At 62.5% G+C, this 17201-nt stretch carries 14 protein-coding genes; 7 read left to right on the forward strand and 7 right to left on the reverse strand.

The features are described 5' to 3' along the window. Positions 1–75 precede the first annotated feature (75 nt). On the forward strand, positions 76–339 hold the full coding sequence (lptM, locus tag HCN58_RS11755; RefSeq protein WP_171579472.1) for an LPS translocon maturation chaperone LptM: 264 nt from the start codon (positions 76–78) through the stop codon (positions 337–339). A gap of 7 nt (positions 340–346) precedes the next feature. Next, positions 347–1612, forward strand: a complete 1266-nt coding sequence (gene lysA, locus HCN58_RS11760; protein ID WP_171579473.1) for a diaminopimelate decarboxylase — start codon at positions 347–349, stop codon at positions 1610–1612. A 187-nt stretch (positions 1613–1799) separates the two neighbouring features. Here lysA and HCN58_RS11765 read toward each other — a convergent pair whose 3' ends face one another. The 3 genes from HCN58_RS11765 to HCN58_RS11775 form a co-directional block, all read right to left on the reverse strand. Continuing rightward, entirely contained in the window at positions 1800–3314 is a 1515-nt protein-coding gene (locus HCN58_RS11765) for a L,D-transpeptidase family protein (protein WP_283814560.1), read from the reverse strand. Between the two features lie 160 nt (positions 3315–3474). Beyond that, positions 3475–4383 carry an NAD(P)-dependent oxidoreductase gene (locus tag HCN58_RS11770; protein ID WP_171579475.1) on the reverse strand — a complete coding sequence of 303 codons (909 nt, stop codon included), beginning with the start codon at positions 4381–4383 and terminating at the stop codon, positions 3475–3477. A 137-nt stretch (positions 4384–4520) separates the two neighbouring features. Then, positions 4521–4901, reverse strand: a complete 381-nt coding sequence (locus HCN58_RS11775; RefSeq protein ID WP_171579476.1) for a carboxymuconolactone decarboxylase family protein — start codon at positions 4899–4901, stop codon at positions 4521–4523. Between the two features lie 164 nt (positions 4902–5065). Between HCN58_RS11775 and HCN58_RS11780 the strand changes: the two genes are divergently transcribed. Beyond that, complete coding sequence (locus HCN58_RS11780) at positions 5066–7672, forward strand: TIGR02302 family protein (RefSeq protein WP_171579477.1); 2607 nt, start codon at positions 5066–5068, stop codon at positions 7670–7672. 167 nt (positions 7673–7839) lie between these two features. Here HCN58_RS11780 and HCN58_RS11785 read toward each other — a convergent pair whose 3' ends face one another. Further along, positions 7840–8220, reverse strand: coding sequence for a response regulator (locus HCN58_RS11785; protein ID WP_171579478.1), 381 nt, complete (start codon positions 8218–8220; stop codon positions 7840–7842). A gap of 37 nt (positions 8221–8257) precedes the next feature. Further along, complete coding sequence (locus HCN58_RS11790; RefSeq protein ID WP_171579479.1) at positions 8258–9166, reverse strand: MJ0042-type zinc finger domain-containing protein; 909 nt, start codon at positions 9164–9166, stop codon at positions 8258–8260. A 192-nt stretch (positions 9167–9358) separates the two neighbouring features. Here HCN58_RS11790 and ftsE point away from each other — a divergent pair, with 192 nt between their 5' ends. From ftsE to HCN58_RS11805, 3 genes are all read left to right on the forward strand, one after another. Continuing rightward, on the forward strand, positions 9359–10018 hold the full coding sequence (ftsE, locus tag HCN58_RS11795) for a cell division ATP-binding protein FtsE (protein ID WP_171579480.1): 660 nt from the start codon (positions 9359–9361) through the stop codon (positions 10016–10018). Further along, positions 10011–10982 (forward strand): cell division protein FtsX, encoded by a 972-nt coding sequence (locus HCN58_RS11800; protein WP_171579481.1) that lies wholly within the window; start codon positions 10011–10013, stop codon positions 10980–10982. Before ftsE ends, HCN58_RS11800 begins: the two co-directional genes overlap by 8 nt. Positions 10983–11096: 114 nt before the next feature. Continuing rightward, positions 11097–11810 (forward strand): YdcF family protein, encoded by a 714-nt coding sequence (locus tag HCN58_RS11805; protein ID WP_171579574.1) that lies wholly within the window; start codon positions 11097–11099, stop codon positions 11808–11810. Here HCN58_RS11805 and HCN58_RS11810 read toward each other — a convergent pair. Further along, entirely contained in the window at positions 11807–13480 is a 1674-nt protein-coding gene (locus HCN58_RS11810) for an OpgC domain-containing protein (protein WP_235983540.1), read from the reverse strand. The genes HCN58_RS11805 and HCN58_RS11810 overlap by 4 nt on opposite strands. Before the next feature lie 605 nt (positions 13481–14085). Between HCN58_RS11810 and HCN58_RS11815 the strand changes: the two genes are divergently transcribed. Beyond that, the gene (locus HCN58_RS11815; RefSeq protein WP_171579482.1) at positions 14086–14748 is read left to right on the forward strand and encodes a response regulator transcription factor; all 663 of its coding nucleotides are present in this window, start codon (positions 14086–14088) and stop codon (positions 14746–14748) included. On the opposite strand, the gene HCN58_RS11820 is transcribed toward HCN58_RS11815, so the two are convergent. Then, positions 14743–16989 (reverse strand): MASE1 domain-containing protein, encoded by a 2247-nt coding sequence (locus tag HCN58_RS11820; RefSeq protein WP_210265936.1) that lies wholly within the window; start codon positions 16987–16989, stop codon positions 14743–14745. The genes HCN58_RS11815 and HCN58_RS11820 overlap by 6 nt on opposite strands. Between the last annotated feature and the right edge of the window lie 212 nt (positions 16990–17201).

Here is a 17201-nt window from a genome sequence, read left to right on the forward strand (position 1 = left end):
GGTTTCCGTGGCTGATCGGCACTCGCCAGGCTGTAGCAATCTTTGTATGGTGCGGCGCGCATTGGGGATTTCGTCGTGATCAGTAACTACCGCCCGTCATCTTCGGGATGGGCCATTATCCTGCTGAGCGTGACTGCGCTCGCGCTTGGGGGCTGCGGACGCAAGGGCGGGCTCGATCTGCCACCGAATGCGCCGCCGCAGGCGCAGGTCACGTCGGATACCGAGGCCGAGCGGGCGGCGCAGCCCGGCGTCTTCAATTCGACCTACGGGTCCGAGGCGGCGCCAGCGGCACCTAAGGGTCGCAAGAAGCCGTTCGTTCTCGATCCGCTGCTGGACTGAGCGCGCCATGAATCATTTTGATTACCGCAACGGCGTGCTTCACGCCGAGGCCGTGAGCTTGTCCGATCTGGCGGATGCCGTCGGCACGCCGTTCTATTGCTATTCGACCGCGACGCTGGAGCGCCACTACCGCGTCTTTACCGAGGCTTTTGCCGGCGAGAAGACACTGGTCTGCTACGCCATGAAGGCGAATTCCAACCAGTCGGTGCTGCGCACGCTGGCGAAGCTCGGGGCGGGCGCCGACGTTGTCTCGGGCGGCGAGTTGAAGCGGGCGCTGGCGGCGGGGATTCCGCCGAACAAGATTCTGTTTTCCGGCGTCGGCAAGACCGAGATAGAACTGCGCGCGGCGCTCGCGGCCGATATCCTCTGCATTAACGTCGAGTCCGAACCCGAACTGGAATTACTATCTAAGCTCGCGGTCGAGACCGGCAGGACCGCGCGGATTTCGCTGCGGGTCAATCCTGATGTCGACGCCGGGACGCATGCCAAGATCGCCACCGGCAAGTCCGAGAACAAGTTCGGCATTCCCATTGCACGCGCCCGCGCGGTCTATGCCCGCGCGGCGAAGCTGCCGGGGATCGAAGTGACCGGCACCGACATGCATATCGGCAGCCAGATCACCGATCTCTCCAGGATGGAAACCGCGTTCCGGATTCTTTCCGAATTCGTGCAGGTGTTGCGCGCCGACGGCCACACTATCTCCCATATCGATTTCGGCGGCGGGCTGGGCATTCCCTATCACGCCGACCGCGAGGCGCCGCCATTGCCGTCGGCCTATGCCGCGATGGTCAAGCGGGTGACGCACAATCTCGGCTGCACGCTGATGTTCGAGCCCGGGCGGATGATCGTCGGCAATGCCGGCATCCTCGTCTCCCGCGTGATCTACGTAAAGCCGGGCGAGGCCAAGAATTTCGTCATCATCGACGCGGCGATGAACGATCTGATCCGCCCGACGCTCTACGAAGCCCACCACGACATCCTCCCTGTTCGCGAGCCGGCCAAGGATGTGCGAACGATTGCCGCCGACGTGGTTGGACCCGTCTGCGAAACCGGCGACTATCTTGCGCTCGACCGTAATTTGCCCGAGCCCAGGGCCGGCGACCTTCTGGCCATCATGACCGCCGGCGCCTACGGCGCGGTGCAGTCCGGCTTCTACAATACGCGGCCTTTGGTGGCCGAAGTCCTGGTCAAGGACGACCAGTACGCCGTGGTCCGCCCCCGCATCGAGGTCGAGGAATTGATCGCGATGGACCGCCCGGCGCCGTGGTTGTGATGCCACTGATTGCGCAACGATAGCGCTGTCGTCCCTGCGAACGCAGGGACCCATAACCACCGCTTTATTTGTTGCGCCAAGCTGGGGGCTCCAGCTCCAACTACAAATACCTGTGGTTATGAGTCCCGGGTCGCACTTCGCTTGCCCGGACGACGGCGTTTAGTTGGCCGCGTGGCGAAGAACGGGTTCACCAGTTAGAAAAGGGACTTCCGAAAGGCGAGCGCCAGAATTGAAGGCTGCGTGGGTACGCGTCGCGGAATTCGGTCCCCGGACTGCGTCGCCGCCTCTTGATACCGCCTTGCGGCTCGCCGCTCAACAGCACCACGAATTCCGTTCCCTTCCCGGTTTCCGAGCTCAATGGCTCGTCCGTGACGATCAGCGAGGATCGCGGCGCAATGGCGACGATGCGATCCAATGCGTCCTGCGGAATGGCAATGCGGTCGAGCGCGGCCCTTGCATTGTCCAAGTCGGTCAGCGCCGGCTCAATGTCGCGTCCGCTGCTTCCGCGCGCCGGGTCATGTGACTGAACTGTGCCGTCAGGCGCATGCTTGCTGCCCAACAACGACGCGACGCTCCATCGCAACTTGGCATCGTCGGAGGTCCGCTCCGCGGCGGTGAAGACATGCGTGCCGATTGGACGATCAGGATCTGCGATCGTGACCGGACTTTCAAAGACGGGCTCGAATGCTTGCCTGACATAAAGCCGCTGGGTCTTGCGGCTGATCAACACGGACACCGGTTGGAGTTCGCGCGCGATCTGGCGGGCCGCCTCGGCTGCCTTGGCCCGCGCCGTCTCCGCCGCGACGGCGGCTTCTCGCGTCGAGGTGACGGCATCGCGCTTCTGTTGCAGATCCGCTTTGGCGGCTTCCCATTGCGCCTGCAACTCCGCGAGCCTGGCGACTGCCTGCGCCCTGGCGCCCTCGGCCTGCTGCCTTTCCTCCGCCGACTTGGCGGAGGAAAGTGCCGTCTCCGCGGCCGCCAATTCCGCCTCGGCTTTGAGCTTCAGATTTTCCGCTGTGCGCACCGGCACCATCGCCAGTGAAGCCTCCCGGAAGGCCGTCCCCGCGGCGAGCCTCACCGTGGCCGCTGCCCGCGCCGCCTCTTCCACCTCTGCGGCACGGAATGCGGCCAAGGCAGTGGCACCTGGCTTGGGTTGGAACAGAAGCGGATGAGTGATCTCGATGGGCGCCACATCGCTTGGCGCCACGATTACTCGCATGCCCATCGTGGTCACGTCGAACAGGCGTTCGGCGAAGTCGAATGGCAGCCGGATACAGCCATGAGACGCCGGACGCCCTGGCAGCACACCGCCATGAAGTGCGATGCCTGACCAGGTGATGCGTTGCATGTGGGGCATGTAGGCATCGTCATAAAGGTTCGAGTAATGGTCCTCCACTTTCTGGATAATGCTGAAGATGCCGGCGGGCGTCTCGCGGCCCTTCGTCCCGCTCGATACAGGCGCCCGCAGGATCCACCCCTTGGCATCATAAACAGTGATCCGCTGGTTGCGCAGCGAGACGATGGCCATGATCGGCTCGCCCGCGCTGCGCGACTGAACGGTCTCGATCGGACGTTCGCTCCGGCCGCTTCTGGCGCCCGCATCGTCTCCCGCAGCGATCAGTGCGGCCAAAGCGGTAACGCCAAGATAGGCGGACCGCAGCCGCCTTTGCCTGCACTTCGAATCTAAGCAACGAGACGTCATGCGCGTCCCACTAATGGATCGGATCAACGCCAGTTTGTACTCAAGTACATTCAGAACGTAACCCCACTCGATCGCACTTGCCAACTTGGAACTGCGCAAATGCTCATGGGCCTGCGTAGCCGGCCGCACCGCGCCGCCGGCTGATAATCCGCCGTCTGTGCTACTTCCCCGTTGCGCCGCCCTTCCCCCCGCCAACCACGACACCTGCCGCTTTCTCGATCGGCTTGATCGCCGCGGTAAAATCCGACTCCGCGCCCTCGTCCCGGATGATAACTTCCCACAAGCGCCCAACCGCTTCGGCGACTTCCATCGACAGCCCGAGCGATTTCATCTCTTCCAGCGCGAGCCGCACGTCCTTCACCATTAGTCCCGTTGCAAAGCCGAAATCGAAGCTGCGCGGCAGCACCGAGCGCGGAAACTTGTCGCGGCTGGCCGTATTGAGGCCGGACCCTGCGTTGATGACGTCGATCATCACGGCCGGATCGAGTCCTGCCTTGACGCCCATCACGACCGCTTCCGATGTCGCCACCATCGCGGTCGCCGAGAGGAAGTTGTTGGCGAGCTTCATGGTCTGCGCCGAGCCAGGCTTTTCGCCGATGAAGAACACTTTTCCGATCGCCCCGAGCGCGGGTTTTATCAGCTCGCAATCGGCGCGCGGTCCGGAGACCATCACGGCCAGCGTGCCCTTCTCGGCACCGCCGACGCCGCCGCTAACGGGGCTGTCGATCTGCACGATGTTCTTCTTGGCCAGCCGGCCGTGAATCCGTGCCGCCATCTGCGAGCCGACGGTAGAGAGATCGACGAAGCGCTTCACACGCTTGCCCTCGATCACGCCGCCGCTGCCGGTCGCGACTTCAAGCGATGCCTGCAGCGAAGGCAGGCTCGCCAGGACGGTCTCGCAGCGGTCGGCGATGTCTTTGGACGAGGATGCTGCCTGCGCGCCGAGCGCGACGAGCTTGTCGACGGCTTGCTGCCGCGTATCGAACACGGTGAGTTGATGCTTGGCCTCGATCAGGCGGCGCGCCATCGGGAAGCCCATCTTCCCGAGGCCGATGAATCCGATTTCCATGGTGTTTCCTTGAATTCGTTATTGCGAGCGAAGCGAAGCAATCCACGCCGCAGCACGCGGAGAGATGGATTGCTTCGTCGCTTCGCTCCTCGCAATGACGGCTGAACGGTGTCGTTGCATTCGCATTCGACCGGCTCTCAGCCCTTATCCAATTCCGCGAACACCTCGCGCGCGATGCGAAAACTATCGACGCCGGCTGGGATGCCGGCATAGATCGAAACCTGCATGAAGATCTCGCGGATTTCGTCGCGGCTGACGCCGTTGGTCAGCGCGCCCTTGATGTGCGCCTTCAGTTCGTGCGGCCGGTTGAGGATCGGGATCATGGCGAGGTTGAGCATGCTGCGGGTCTTGCGCGGCAGTTCCTCGCGGCCCCACACTGCGCCCCAGCAATATTCGGTGACGAGTTCCTGGAACGGCTTGTTAAAGCTGTCGGCACTCTTCAGCGCGTTATTGACATAGGCCTCGCCGAGCACCGCTTTGCGAATTTCCAATCCCTTGTCGTGCGTCTTCTGGTCCATGTCATTTCCTCGTATTTTTACGGTTCGGCGCGAAGGTTACGGGGTGGCCAGCCCGCAGTCACGCCTTCGTGTTATGCGTATTTCCGGGTGTGGGTTACCCCGGGAACAGGTGCCTCATTGCCGCCGTTGTGCTAGGCTGAATTGTCGACGACCCGGAGAGATTGTTGAACGGCGCTCCCCCCGACCCCACAAAGCCCGCACGCGAGCCGGCTGCTGTCGCGCGGCTTCAACTGACGCGCGCCCTGCAGCGGGCGCACTACGCGATTGCGTGGGAACGTACCTGGCCGGGCCTCGTCCGGTTTCTGAGCGTCGTCGGACTGTTTCTGGTGGCGTCCTGGGCCGGATTGTGGCTGGCGCTGCCGTTCCTTGCACGCGCGGTCGGCATTGGCCTGTTCGCCCTCGCGGCGCTGGCCGCATTGTTGCCGCTCGTGCGGTTTCGCTGGCCGAGCCGCGAAGAGGCGTTGAGCAGGCTCGACCGCGGCACCGGCATTCGCCATCGGCCGGCGACCGCGCTGACCGACACGCTCTCGACCAGGGATCCGATCGCGCAGGCGCTGTGGCGGGAGCAGCGCGAGCGCACACTGGCCTCGATCAAGCGGATCCGCGCCGGACTGCCTTCGCCGCGGCTGGCGATCCACGACCCCTGGGCGCTGCGCGCGCTGATCGTGGTGATGCTGGCGGCCGCCTATGTCGCCGCCGGCGACGAGCGCGCGCTGCGAATTGCCGCGGCGTTCGACTGGAACGGCGTGCTGGCGCCGGCCAACGTGCGGGTCGATGCCTGGGTGACCCCGCCGCTCTATACCGGCAAGCCGCCGGTCATCCTGTCTGCCGCCAACCGCGATGCGGCGTCTTCCGATAGCGGGGCACCATTGCCGGTGCCTGCAGGCAGCACGCTGCTGGTGCGCTCCAGCGGCGGCAATATCGACGTCGTGGTCGGCGGCGGCGTCACCGAGGTAGCGCCGAGCGAGCAGGCCCCGAAGGGCACCAACGAACGGCATTTCAAGATCACGGGCGACGGCACGGCGCATGTCCGCGCGCCGTCCGGCCAGCCGCTGTGGCGGTTCGCGGCGACGCCCGACCGTGCCCCGACCATCTCGCTGGCAAAAGATCCGGAGCGCCAGGCCCGCGGCTCGCTGCAGATGTCCTACAAGCTCGAGGATGATTACGGCGTCACCGAAGCGCGCGCGCAATTCGCCGCCCGCGTTCCCGATGCCGCCAAAGAAGGCAACAAGGACGGCAAGAGCAAGGACGCCGACAAGTCCGAGCCACGGCCGCTGTTCGAGCCGCCGCAGTTTGCGCTGGTGCTGCCCAATGCGCGCACCCGCAATGGCGTCGGCCAGACGGTGAAGGATCTCAGCGAGGATCCTTATGCCGGCGCGGATGTCACACTGACGCTCACGGCCAAGGACGAGGCCGGCAATGAGGGCAAGAGCGAGCCCTTCAACATGCGGCTGCCGGAGCGGCTGTTCACCAAGCCCCTGGCGCGCGCGCTGATCGAGCAGCGCCGAATCCTGGCGCTCGACGCCAATCAGAATTCGCAAGTTTACACCGCCCTCGACGCGCTGATGATCGAGCCGGAGTTGTTCACGCCGGAAGCCGGGCATTATCTCGGGCTCTTCAGCGTTAAGCACCAACTCGAGGAGGCGCGCACCGACGCCGCGCTGCGCGATGTCGTCGCCAGCCTGTGGGCGCTGGCCGTCACCATCGAGGACGGCAACATCACCGATGTCGATAAGGCGCTGCGCGCGGCGCAGGAGGCGCTCAAGCAGGCGCTGGAGCGCGGCGCCAGCGACGAGGAGATCAAGAAGCTGACGGACAATCTGCGCGCTGCGCTGGACAATTTCTTGCGCCAGCTCGCCGAGCAGTTCCGCAACAACCCGCAGCAACAGGCGCGCCCGCTCGATCCCAACACGAAAATGCTGAGCCAGCAGGATCTCAAGAACATGCTCGACCGGCTGGAGCGGATGTCACGTTCCGGCGACAAGGATGCCGCCAAGCAGCTGCTCGAACAGCTACAGCAGATGCTGGAAAACCTGCAGATGGCGCAGCCCGGCCAGGGCGGCGACAACGAGATGGAGCAGGCGCTGAACGAGCTCGGCGACATGATCCGCAAGCAGCAGCAATTGCGCGACAAGACCTACAAGCAGGGCCAGGATTCGCGGCGCGACCGCATGCGCGGCAAGCAGGGCGAGCAGAGCATGGGCGACCTGCAGCAGGACCAGCAGGGCCTGCGCGACCGTCTCAAGAAGCTGCAGGAAGAGCTCGCCAAGCGCGGCATGGGCCCGGGCCAGCGCGGGCAGCAGGGTCAGCGCGGCGACCAGCAGGGACAGGGCCAGCAGGGTCAAGGCGGCGAGCAAGGCGACGGCGAGGACGGGCTCGATCAGGCCGATTCGGCCATGGGCGATGCCACCGGCCGGCTTGGCGAGGGCAATGCGGAGGGCGCGGTGGACTCGCAGGGCCGCGCGCTGGACGCGCTGCGCAAGGGGGCCCAGAGCCTTGCGGAAGCCATGCAGCAGGGTGACGGCGACCAGCCGGGCGACGGCCCGGGCAACCCCAGAGGCCGGCAGCAGGGCGCTGCCAACTCGACCGATCCGCTCGGACGGCCGATGCGCCACAACGAATTCACCGACGATTATTCGGTGAAGATCCCTGGCGAGATCGACGTGCAGCGCGTGCGCCGGATCCTGGAAGAACTGCGCCGCCGTCTCGCCGATCCGGCCCGCCCGCAGATCGAACTCGATTACATCGAGCGGTTGTTGAAGGATTATTGAGGGGCTTGGCCCCACCGGCCGACTACCCAGATTGTCGTCCCCCGCGAAGGCGGGTGACACAGTATATCCAGAGACGTCAGCGATTGAATCGAAAAGCCGCGGCGTACTGGGTCCCCGCCTTAGCGGGGGACGACGAGTAGGGAGCGCCTGCAACGCCTCTTGCGGCTTCAGCTACCCGCCTTCCTTGCCGCCAGCGCATCCGCCACCGCGGTACGGATATCGTGCACCGAGAACGGTTTCGTCACCACGTCGTGCACGATGGCGTTGAGCCCGGAGGCGCGTTCGCGCTGGTCGGCAAATCCCGTCATCAACAGGATCTTCAGGTTGGGAAAATCACGTGCCGCGGTCAGCGCCAGCGCGATGCCGTCCATGACCGGCATCTGGATGTCGGTCAAGAGCAGGTCGAACAAGCCTTGCTCGCGGCTCAGGATATCGAGCGCATCGGCGCCATCCTCGGCGGTGACGGTCTCGTGGCCGTCCATGGCGATGGCGCGCGCCACCAGCGAGCGCATGGAGTCTTCGTCGTCGGCAATCAGCACGCGTGGCATGAAGTCGTCTCTTGCATTGCAGGGCAGACGGCCCGGTTCAGGCATGGCCGGCCAGATCCCGCTTGTTGAAAAAGCGTACGTCAATATTGCGGCCTTCGGGCGGCGGCGAGGCCAGCCGCGACTTGAAATAGGCGCGTTCGCCGGGCTTGAGCACCGGCTGCTCGAGCACCGCGTTCCAGGCGTAGATCTCGGTGCCCTGCGCGTCGCGGACGGAAAAGCGCAGCCGCGGCAGTTCGACAGCCATTTTGGTCTCGCCGACGATCACGCCTTCGATGACCAGGACCGGCTTGCCGTCCACGGTTTCGTTGGTGATTTTGATATCCTTGAACGCCAGCCCGCGCAGGTTCACGTCCAGCCCGACCATTTTGTAGAACGTCGCGGTCTGCGGCAGCAGCCGCACGACGTCGGTGCGCCAGATCACCAGCGCCAGGATCAGCGCGCCCATCGCGGCACAGGCGGTCGGCAGGCCGACGGACGGCATGAACTGAATACGGGGCAGGGAGCGCAGCCGGAAAAGACGGGCCAGCCGCTCGCGGTGCGTCGTGATCGGGACGTCCTCATGGTCCTCCGCATCGCTGCGGGCAACCGATGGCCAGTCGCTGTCGCCGCCACTGTCGCCACCTTGGCGCGACCCTTCGCCCTCGGCCGGCCAACGGGGCGAAATCGAGGGGCTGTCGACCATCGGGGTGTCCTGTCCTTCGTCCTCGCGCGCCATCGCCTCCCATTCGGCTGCCGCATCGTTTGCGGCGGGCTGGATCGATTGCGCCGGAGCTGGCGGAGGACTTGGCATGGCTGCCGGCACGGCGGCCGCCAGTTCGATCGCGTCTTCGGGCCGCGCCAGCCAGGTTTCCTTGCAGCGGGAGCAGCGGACGGTCCGCCCGGCGGTGCCCAGGGTGGCCGGATTGATGGCGTAAGATGTTGTACAATGGGGACAAACGATATGCATGGAGCCCAGCTCACCAGTGTCTTCGCCCGGATGCTACATACCGACCGTTAACGAATCGGAAACCATAACGGCCGCAAAACCGTTTTATCCGGTTAGCGCCCAGACCAGCGGGCCACGAGCTCAAACTTTGGGTTTGGGTCCAGGTTCAAGTCCGCGGCTTCTGGCCACGGCCCATATCGAGCGGAGCTGAGCTTGGTTCGGTTCGAAAATGTCGGCTTGCGGTACGGGCTCGGCCCGGAGATTTTGCGCGACCTCTCCTTCGTCATTCCCGCCCATTCGTTCCAGTTCCTCACCGGTCCCTCGGGCGCGGGCAAGACCTCGCTGCTGCGGCTGTTGTTTCTGTCGCTCAAGCCGACGCGCGGCCTCGTCAACCTGTTCGGCCAGGACGTCTCACTGCTCGGCAAGGATCAGATTGCGGGTCTGCGCACGCGCATCGGTATCGTGCTGCAGGATTTTCGTCTACTCGACCATATGACGACCTATGAGAACGTGGCGCTGCCGTTCCGCGTGATGGGCCGTGACGAATCCAGCTATCGCCGGGAGGTGATCGATCTCCTGAAGTGGGTCGGTCTCGGCGAGCGCATGGACGCGCTGCCGCCGATCCTGTCGGGTGGTGAGAAGCAGCGCGCCGCGATCGCGCGCGCGGTGATCTCGCGGCCGCAATTGCTGCTGGCGGACGAGCCGACCGGCAGCGTCGATCCGACGCTCGGCCGGCGCCTGTTGCGGCTGTTCATCGAATTGAACAGGCTGGGCACCGCTGTCATCATCGCGACCCACGACATCACGCTAATGGACCAATACGAGGCGCGGCGGATGGTGCTGCACCAGGGACGACTGCACATCTATGAGTAGGGCCGGTGACGAGCATGGGCCGCTGGTGGACCTCGGCAACGAACGTCCGCAGGTACCGGCGCGGGCGCGCAACATGTCGCCGATCGTGCCGCGGGCATCGATCTCCGGCCGCGCGCTGGTCGCCGTCGTCGCGATCATGACGTTCCTCGCTTCCATCACCACCGGCACTGTGCTGCTCGTCAGCGCGTCGGCGGCGGAATGGCAGTCCGAAGTCGCCAGCGAGATCACCGTTCAGGTGCGCCCGCAGGCAGGACGCGATCTCGAGCGCGACGTGACCGCGGCGGTGGAGGCGATGCGGACGCAGCCCGGCATCGTCCAGGTCACACCATTCAGCAAGGATGAATCGGCCAGATTGCTGGAGCCGTGGCTCGGCAGCGGGCTGTCGATCGAGCAGTTGCCGGTGCCGCGCGTCGTCGTCGCGCGCGTCCAGCCCGGCACCACGCTTGACCTCGCGACATTGCGCGGCCGGGTGACGCAAGTGGCGCCGTCGGCGAGCGTCGACGATCACCGCGCCTGGATCGAGCGCATGCGCTCGATGACCGGAGCGACCGTATTCGCCGGCATCGGCATTCTCGCGCTGGTGATCGTGGCGACGATCATTTCGGTGTCGTTCGCGACCCGCGGCGCGATGGCGGCGAATCGCCCGATCGTCGAGGTGCTGCACTTCGTCGGCGCTGGCGACCGCTATATCGCCAACCATTTCCTACGGCATTTTCTCAGGCTCGGACTGGAGGGCGGGCTGATCGGCGGCGGCGCCGCGATGCTGAGCTTCGGCTTTTCCGAATCGATCGCCAGCTGGTTCTCGGGCACCCCTGTCGGCGATCAATTCGCCGCGCTGCTCGGGACATTTTCGCTGCCGCCGTCGGGCTATCTGGCGCTGGCGGTTCAGGCCGTGGCGATTGCCGCCATTACCGCCTGGGCATCGCGGCGGACGCTGTTCGCGACGCTGGACGATATCGATTGATGGAGCCAATGGCGCTTTGCAGTGAAGCAAGTCACGGGCTTGACCGGGGACCGGGACTCCACTTCGCCTGAAAACGTTCTAGAATTATCCGTGGGACGAGGGTTGCCGGACGATATGGATTTGCAGCACGACGATAGCACGCCGAAGACGGCGGCCGCGCGGCCGCGCGGATGGCTGCGCGCCGTCATCGTCGGCTCCCTGGCGATCCTGTTCGTCGGCGCGGCGGTCGGCTTCATCGCCTTTCTCTCGCAATTGCGCGGCGTCGAAATCAAGCCGGCGCGCAACGCCGACGGCATCGTGGTCTTCACCGGCGGCTCGTCGCGGGTGTCGGATGCGATGGAATTGCTGGCCGGCGGCTATGGCAAACGGCTGTTGATTTCGGGTGTGCACCGGACCAACGCCGTGAGCGACATTTCGCGCTCGCTGCCCGACAACCACTCGCTGCTCGGTTGTTGCGTCGATCTCGATCGCTCGGCGGTCAACACGCGCAGCAACGCCGCAGAGACGCGGCGCTGGGCCCGCGAGCGCGGCTTCAAATCGCTGATCGTGGTGACGTCGAATTACCACATGCCGCGGGCCATCCTGGAATTGTCGCATGCGATGCCTGATGTCACGCTGATTCCGTTCGCGGTGATCGGCGACAAATGGCGCGACGAGCCGTGGTGGACCAGCGGCGCGACGCTGCGTCTGTTGCTGTCGGAATATGCGAAATATGTCGCGGCCGAAGTGCGCGTGCGGCTGGCCGATGCGGGTATCGAGGTGATGCCGGAAGTTTCCGATCAGCCTGCGCCGGCGCCGCGCCGGCCAGCGACCGCGCAGGCCAACTAGGGTACGTACATAAATCCCGAATGGCGTATCCGGCATCCCGTCGGGCGGGTCAACATGTCCGTTAAGGGGCCGATACGGACATGAGGATAACGCGCTACCGCTCGCTCATTCGCACCTGACAAGGCACGAACGCGATACATCCGCCAAGAATAGCGGCGAGGCCACGACTCCGTAGGAAATCCCGTGTGACATTCCCGCCATGGGAGCGCAAGGCACGTGGTGAGCCCGTGCTGAACAGGATTGTCAAAAGCTATATTCCGACGATGCGATGTCGCCGTTGCATTCTTGGCAGCCATGGCTGCAGGCTTCCGCGACGCCGCGATGACATCCGCCTTGAGCCGGACCGATTCGTCTGCGAGGCCGGGCACCCGGTCGGATTGCCCCTGCGCAAACCGGCAATCGATGACGAGGTTCTGGCGACCGGCCCGTCCGAACTCGCGCAGCCCTCGGCGAAACGCCTCCAGGAGGCGCCAGGCGGCGGCGCCCCAGCCTTCCCGCGGGGCGCGCACACCCATATACAGTGCGACGGTCGACTGCTGCCTGGGTTTGATGTTGATCAAGTTCAGCAGCTTCGCCGCCACGATCATCATCAGGACGCCACTAACGCTGAGCACGATCTGCATCGCCACCCCCTCCGAGATATCGAGGAGCGCCAGGACGCTGGCGAGCGTAAGCAGAACGCCGAGGCAGTAGATCGGTAACGAGTTCTTGCCACAGAGAATGGCGCCGCGCATCACCGCCGTCGTCAGCCCTCGTTGATTGGGAGGCACGAGCCATACCGCCAAAACCGCAAGGGCCAAAAAATGCAGCAGTCGCAATGGATCGAGATTTGATTTGTCCATCGGGTAAGGCAGCCTCAGCAGCGCCTGCGGGATGAGTTCGTCCAGCGGTTTGATCCTCCAGCTCAATGCGATGAGGAGACTGAACACCAGATAGAGAACGGCAGGCACAAGCGCCGTGCGTGACGTCACCCATGGCCGCACTCTCTCTCCCTCGATCATCCACCATGCGCCAAGTACGACGAGCAGCTGCCAGGCCAGCGGATTGAAGGCCCAGTGGCCGTTCGGCCACGCCGGCATAGTCCAGCCGAACACATGTACCAGGGCATAAAGCGCCAGCGAGGCGCCAAGCGTCACGTTCGGCAGTCGCAGCAGCAGCCACAGCAACGGCGCGAACAAGAGATGAAGAAGCACGAAGATCGGCAACACGTCGGTATTGACCGGACAGTATTGTAAGATCGCCGCGTGCGCGAGCGTCGCGCCCGGCTGGTCCAACAGAATGCGCGTATTGCTCTGGTCAGCAAGGCGGTCCCCGCCTGCGAGGTAAACCAAGATGGCGCAGGCGAGCGTGAGCAGCAGAAATGCGACATAAATGTCCCAGCTTCGCCGCAGTGTCCGGCTGATCACGCCGGTCCAGCCCTCGCAGCGCCATATCTTGCCGTAGGCCAGTGCGCAGGTCACACCCGAGACGAACATGAACACCTCCGCGGCATCGCTGAAGCCGTAGTTCCGCAGCGTCAGCCAACTTCCGATGTTGTTGGGGACATGGTCCAGAAAGATGCACCAGAGCGCGATGCCGCGGCAGGCATCAATGCGCAGATCGCGGCCGTAGTCTTTCAACTCCGGCAGCGCGCTTACCAATGGCGTCGGGGTGGCAGTTCGATCATGCATCTGGTTGCCCCGTCCGGCGTGCAAGTACGCTTCAAGAGGAACGATCACGAGGGACAGAATTTGACAAAAACTCGCCGTCAGAAACTGCGGGATTGTAACAACGCCGCAGTCTAGATCTGCTTCACGCCGAACGCAGCCACGACAGCTATTGCGACGATAGTCATATGGCCTCCTGGCGGTGAGGCTGTCCGTCGACGACCATCGTTCAACCGGCGCAGCATGTAAATCAGCCGGAGGTCCACACAGAGAGGTTCCTTGGTCCTATGATCAAGGTACCGTACAGGTCTCGGTATCAATTTGACATCGGTCAGACACATCATGGGCATTTTACCGTTGCGCATAGGCGATGGAGACTCTGAATCCCGCGTAGTTCGCGCTCGCTTTTTCGGTGTCTTACTGTGTGAGGCGATTGCAACTATAGCATACAGCGCCATTCGGCTCCTACCTTGAGTGCCTAGCATCGAACCGCTGGTTGGGTCAGGGATGGAGGACCGACGGTTTCGGGCAGCCAGTCTTCCGCCAGCTTCTTCGTCGCCAAAGACCCGAAGGTGGGTGTATGATTTTCCAATTGGATCTCCGTGCGATGAGATGACGGAGAGCTTTTTATGAAGGTTCTTGTTGTCGACGATCACGCATTGATTCGCGAGGCGTTGCGCGCTTTGTTGAACGAACTGAAGCGGGACGCCGTCATATTTGAAGCTTCGAGCAGCCGTCAGGCAATGCACATCGTCGAGGAACATCCCGATATCAGCCTCATTTTGCTTGATATCAATTTGCCTGATCGAGATGGCTTCTCTGTCCTCCGCGAACTGCGTGAACGCTATGCGACCATTGCTATCATCATTCTCTCGTCCTCGGATGATCAAGACACGGTCAAGCGCGCTTTCAAACTTGGCGCTCTCGGTTTCATCCCGAAAACTACGGACCGTGAGGTCATGCTCAACGCTATCAAGTTAGTGTTCTCGGGCGGTGTTTACATTCCTTCGGAAATTCTGGAGGAAACGACGTGTCCTCGGCTTACAAATAACCCAGCGACGCGCGATTCTCTTAAGGATCTCGGGTTGACCGAGCGGCAGATTGAAGTGCTTGCGCTCCTGATGAAGGGAAGGAGCAACAAGGTCATTGCCAAGACCCTCAATATGGCAGTGCCGACAGTGAAGAACCACATCACGGTCGTTCTCAAGGCGCTCAGCGTAACGAGCCGCACCGAGGCAGTAATAAAATTAGGAAAAATGGGCTGGGAATTGCCGCCGAAATCTGAATCATAAACCCGCCCCGGCGTTTCTCCTATCGTCATGATCCTTAAAGAGTTCGTGCATGACAGCCCGGAGCCGCATTGGGTCGACAGGCTTGTGCAGCAAAATGTATCCTCTATCCTTAGCCTCACGCAATGGTTCAGGTGCCGTATCGCCGCTGATGAGAATAGCTGGAATTGATGAACCAAACGCCGCATTAACTTGTTCAATTGCTCGGATCCCGGTCTTTCCGTTCGCAAGATGATAATCCGAGATTATAAGATCGGGGCGTTGTCGACTATCAGCGAGTCGGATAAGCGCAGCTTCGTCAGATCCGGCGGTAAGGACGGAGTATCCCCATTTGCCAAGCAATCCGCCCGTTCCCTCCTGCACAATTGGAGCATCGGCAATAACAAGGATTACCTTGCCTTCGACCGCAAAGGCTGCGGGATTAGGTGACTCTGCGGGCGCTGTAGACGTGACGCATTCATTGGCCATTGGAACCAGGATCGCGAATCGCGAACCTCGGCCCACAGTCGAAGCTAAGTCGATTTGATGGTTGAGAAGCAGGCGAAGCTTGTCGACAATAGCCAGGCCGAGCCCCAGGCCCCCGTAGCGGTTCCGTTCTAAAGCAGGAAGTTGAAAAAAATCGCCAAAGATATTCTGCTTCTGATCCTCAGGAATGCCGGGACCGCTATCCCATACTTCGATACGCAACATTTCACCGCGCGGACGACATCCGACGATGATCCCGCCCTGCAACGTATAGCGCACAGCATTGGATACCAGATTGAGCAGTATGCGTTCGAGCAGCATGGCGTCGCTCCGCACCCAGGCGTCACTTCGTCTAACCCGAAGGCGCAAACCTTTTTCTCGCGTTGCCTGGTCAAACGTCGCCTGAATTTTTTGCAACAGGCGCGCGATCGGGAATTCGGTAATTTTTGGTGTAAGAACCCCAGCATCGAGCCTGGAAATATCCAGGAGCGAATTGAACATTTCATCCAATTCTTTGCGCGTTGCATCGACCCGCTCGATCGTCTTTGTCCTTTCCCCCGATTTGAGCGGCGTGCGCAGCTGTGCAACGAACAGGCCCAGTGCATGTAATGGCTGCCGCAAATCATGGCTTGCCATGGCAAAAAAGCGGGATTTTGCTGCGTTGGCGAGCTCCAGCTGTTGCGTACGCTCTGCAACCTTCCGCTCGAGTTCGATCTGCGCGCGGCGCAGACTTTCCTCCGCTTTCTTGCGCACCTCGACATCGGCGCTCAGTAACAAGCTTGGAACGGTAATACTGATCAAGAACATCAACACCGGCAGGAATGAAGCGTTGAGATCTGCGGTCGTGAAGGGGCCGCCGCCGGTGAGCGTCCCCCAAATCGTGATGCCCGCAAGCACCAGCGCGACCGTTGCGGTGTCGCGTGGACCGCGGCGCAACGCCGCCCACAACATTGGCAAGATCGCAAGAAAACCCAGTGGATCTCGGCCCGGCGTTTGCTCGATCAGGGGGCTGAAAGCAATGAGTCCAACAGCCGCCGCTGTCGCGAGGACGCCGATCGTCTCCAAAAATTCATTGCGGTTGAAAGCGTGATAATGGCTTGATGCCCAAAGCACAATAACGGGGGCAACGACCAGCGCGCCGGTCACATCTCCCAGCCACCATGTGACCCAGGCGTCCGCGAAATCCCTCCATTCAATGTACCCGACTGTTGCCAGGCTGGTCAGTCCAATGCTGGCGCTGATCGGTGTCGCGATCAGGAAGCAAATCAGAGCAAACTTCACGACAGAATTTGGCGTCGAAAACGTATTACATCCGCTCGACCATCGATTGATCAGATAAGCGCCAACAACCGCTTCAAGAGAGTTGCCGGTTGCAATCGCAATTGCGGTGGCAACCGAGCCGGCGGTCGTCGCATTGGCGATCACCGCCGCCGCGAAAATTGCAGGCCAGGTCCGATACCCCCACAACAGCACCGCCGCCAGCGCGACACCCGTCGGTGGCCAAATTGGCGTTGCGCTGGGATGAATAGAGGCGAGAGCAAGACCGCCTTTTGCCAATGCGAAATAGATCGCTCCAATTGCGACCAGATCGCCGGCATAGCTAATGCCTCGGCGGAAATTTATCTCCGGCGTTAGTGATCGTGGATCGGACATTGTCGACGCCTGGACTAGGCAATTGGATCCTCCACCATGACTGACCTTCTGATCTCCTTGATAAAGATCAAAGATCGATACTTTCCCGTTTACCAAGCGGTTGATATGTCCGACCGGGTGCGACAATGCAACACTCCGCAAGATGCGCTCAGATCGGATTGATCACCGCAGTCTGCTGACGACGAAGAGATGGCGCGGGCGATGGAGAATCAGGCAGACTTGCTGTTCAGGCGTCTTCATCTCCACGAACCGCTTGTTTGGCCGGACAACGGCCCTGCAGATCGCGTCAGCATCAGTGGTACGGAACACACCGCAATTGCGCCCCGAGGAATTCGCGC

The organism is Bradyrhizobium australiense (genome assembly GCF_013114825.1).
Classification (GTDB): Bacteria; Pseudomonadota; Alphaproteobacteria; order Rhizobiales; family Xanthobacteraceae; genus Bradyrhizobium; species Bradyrhizobium australiense.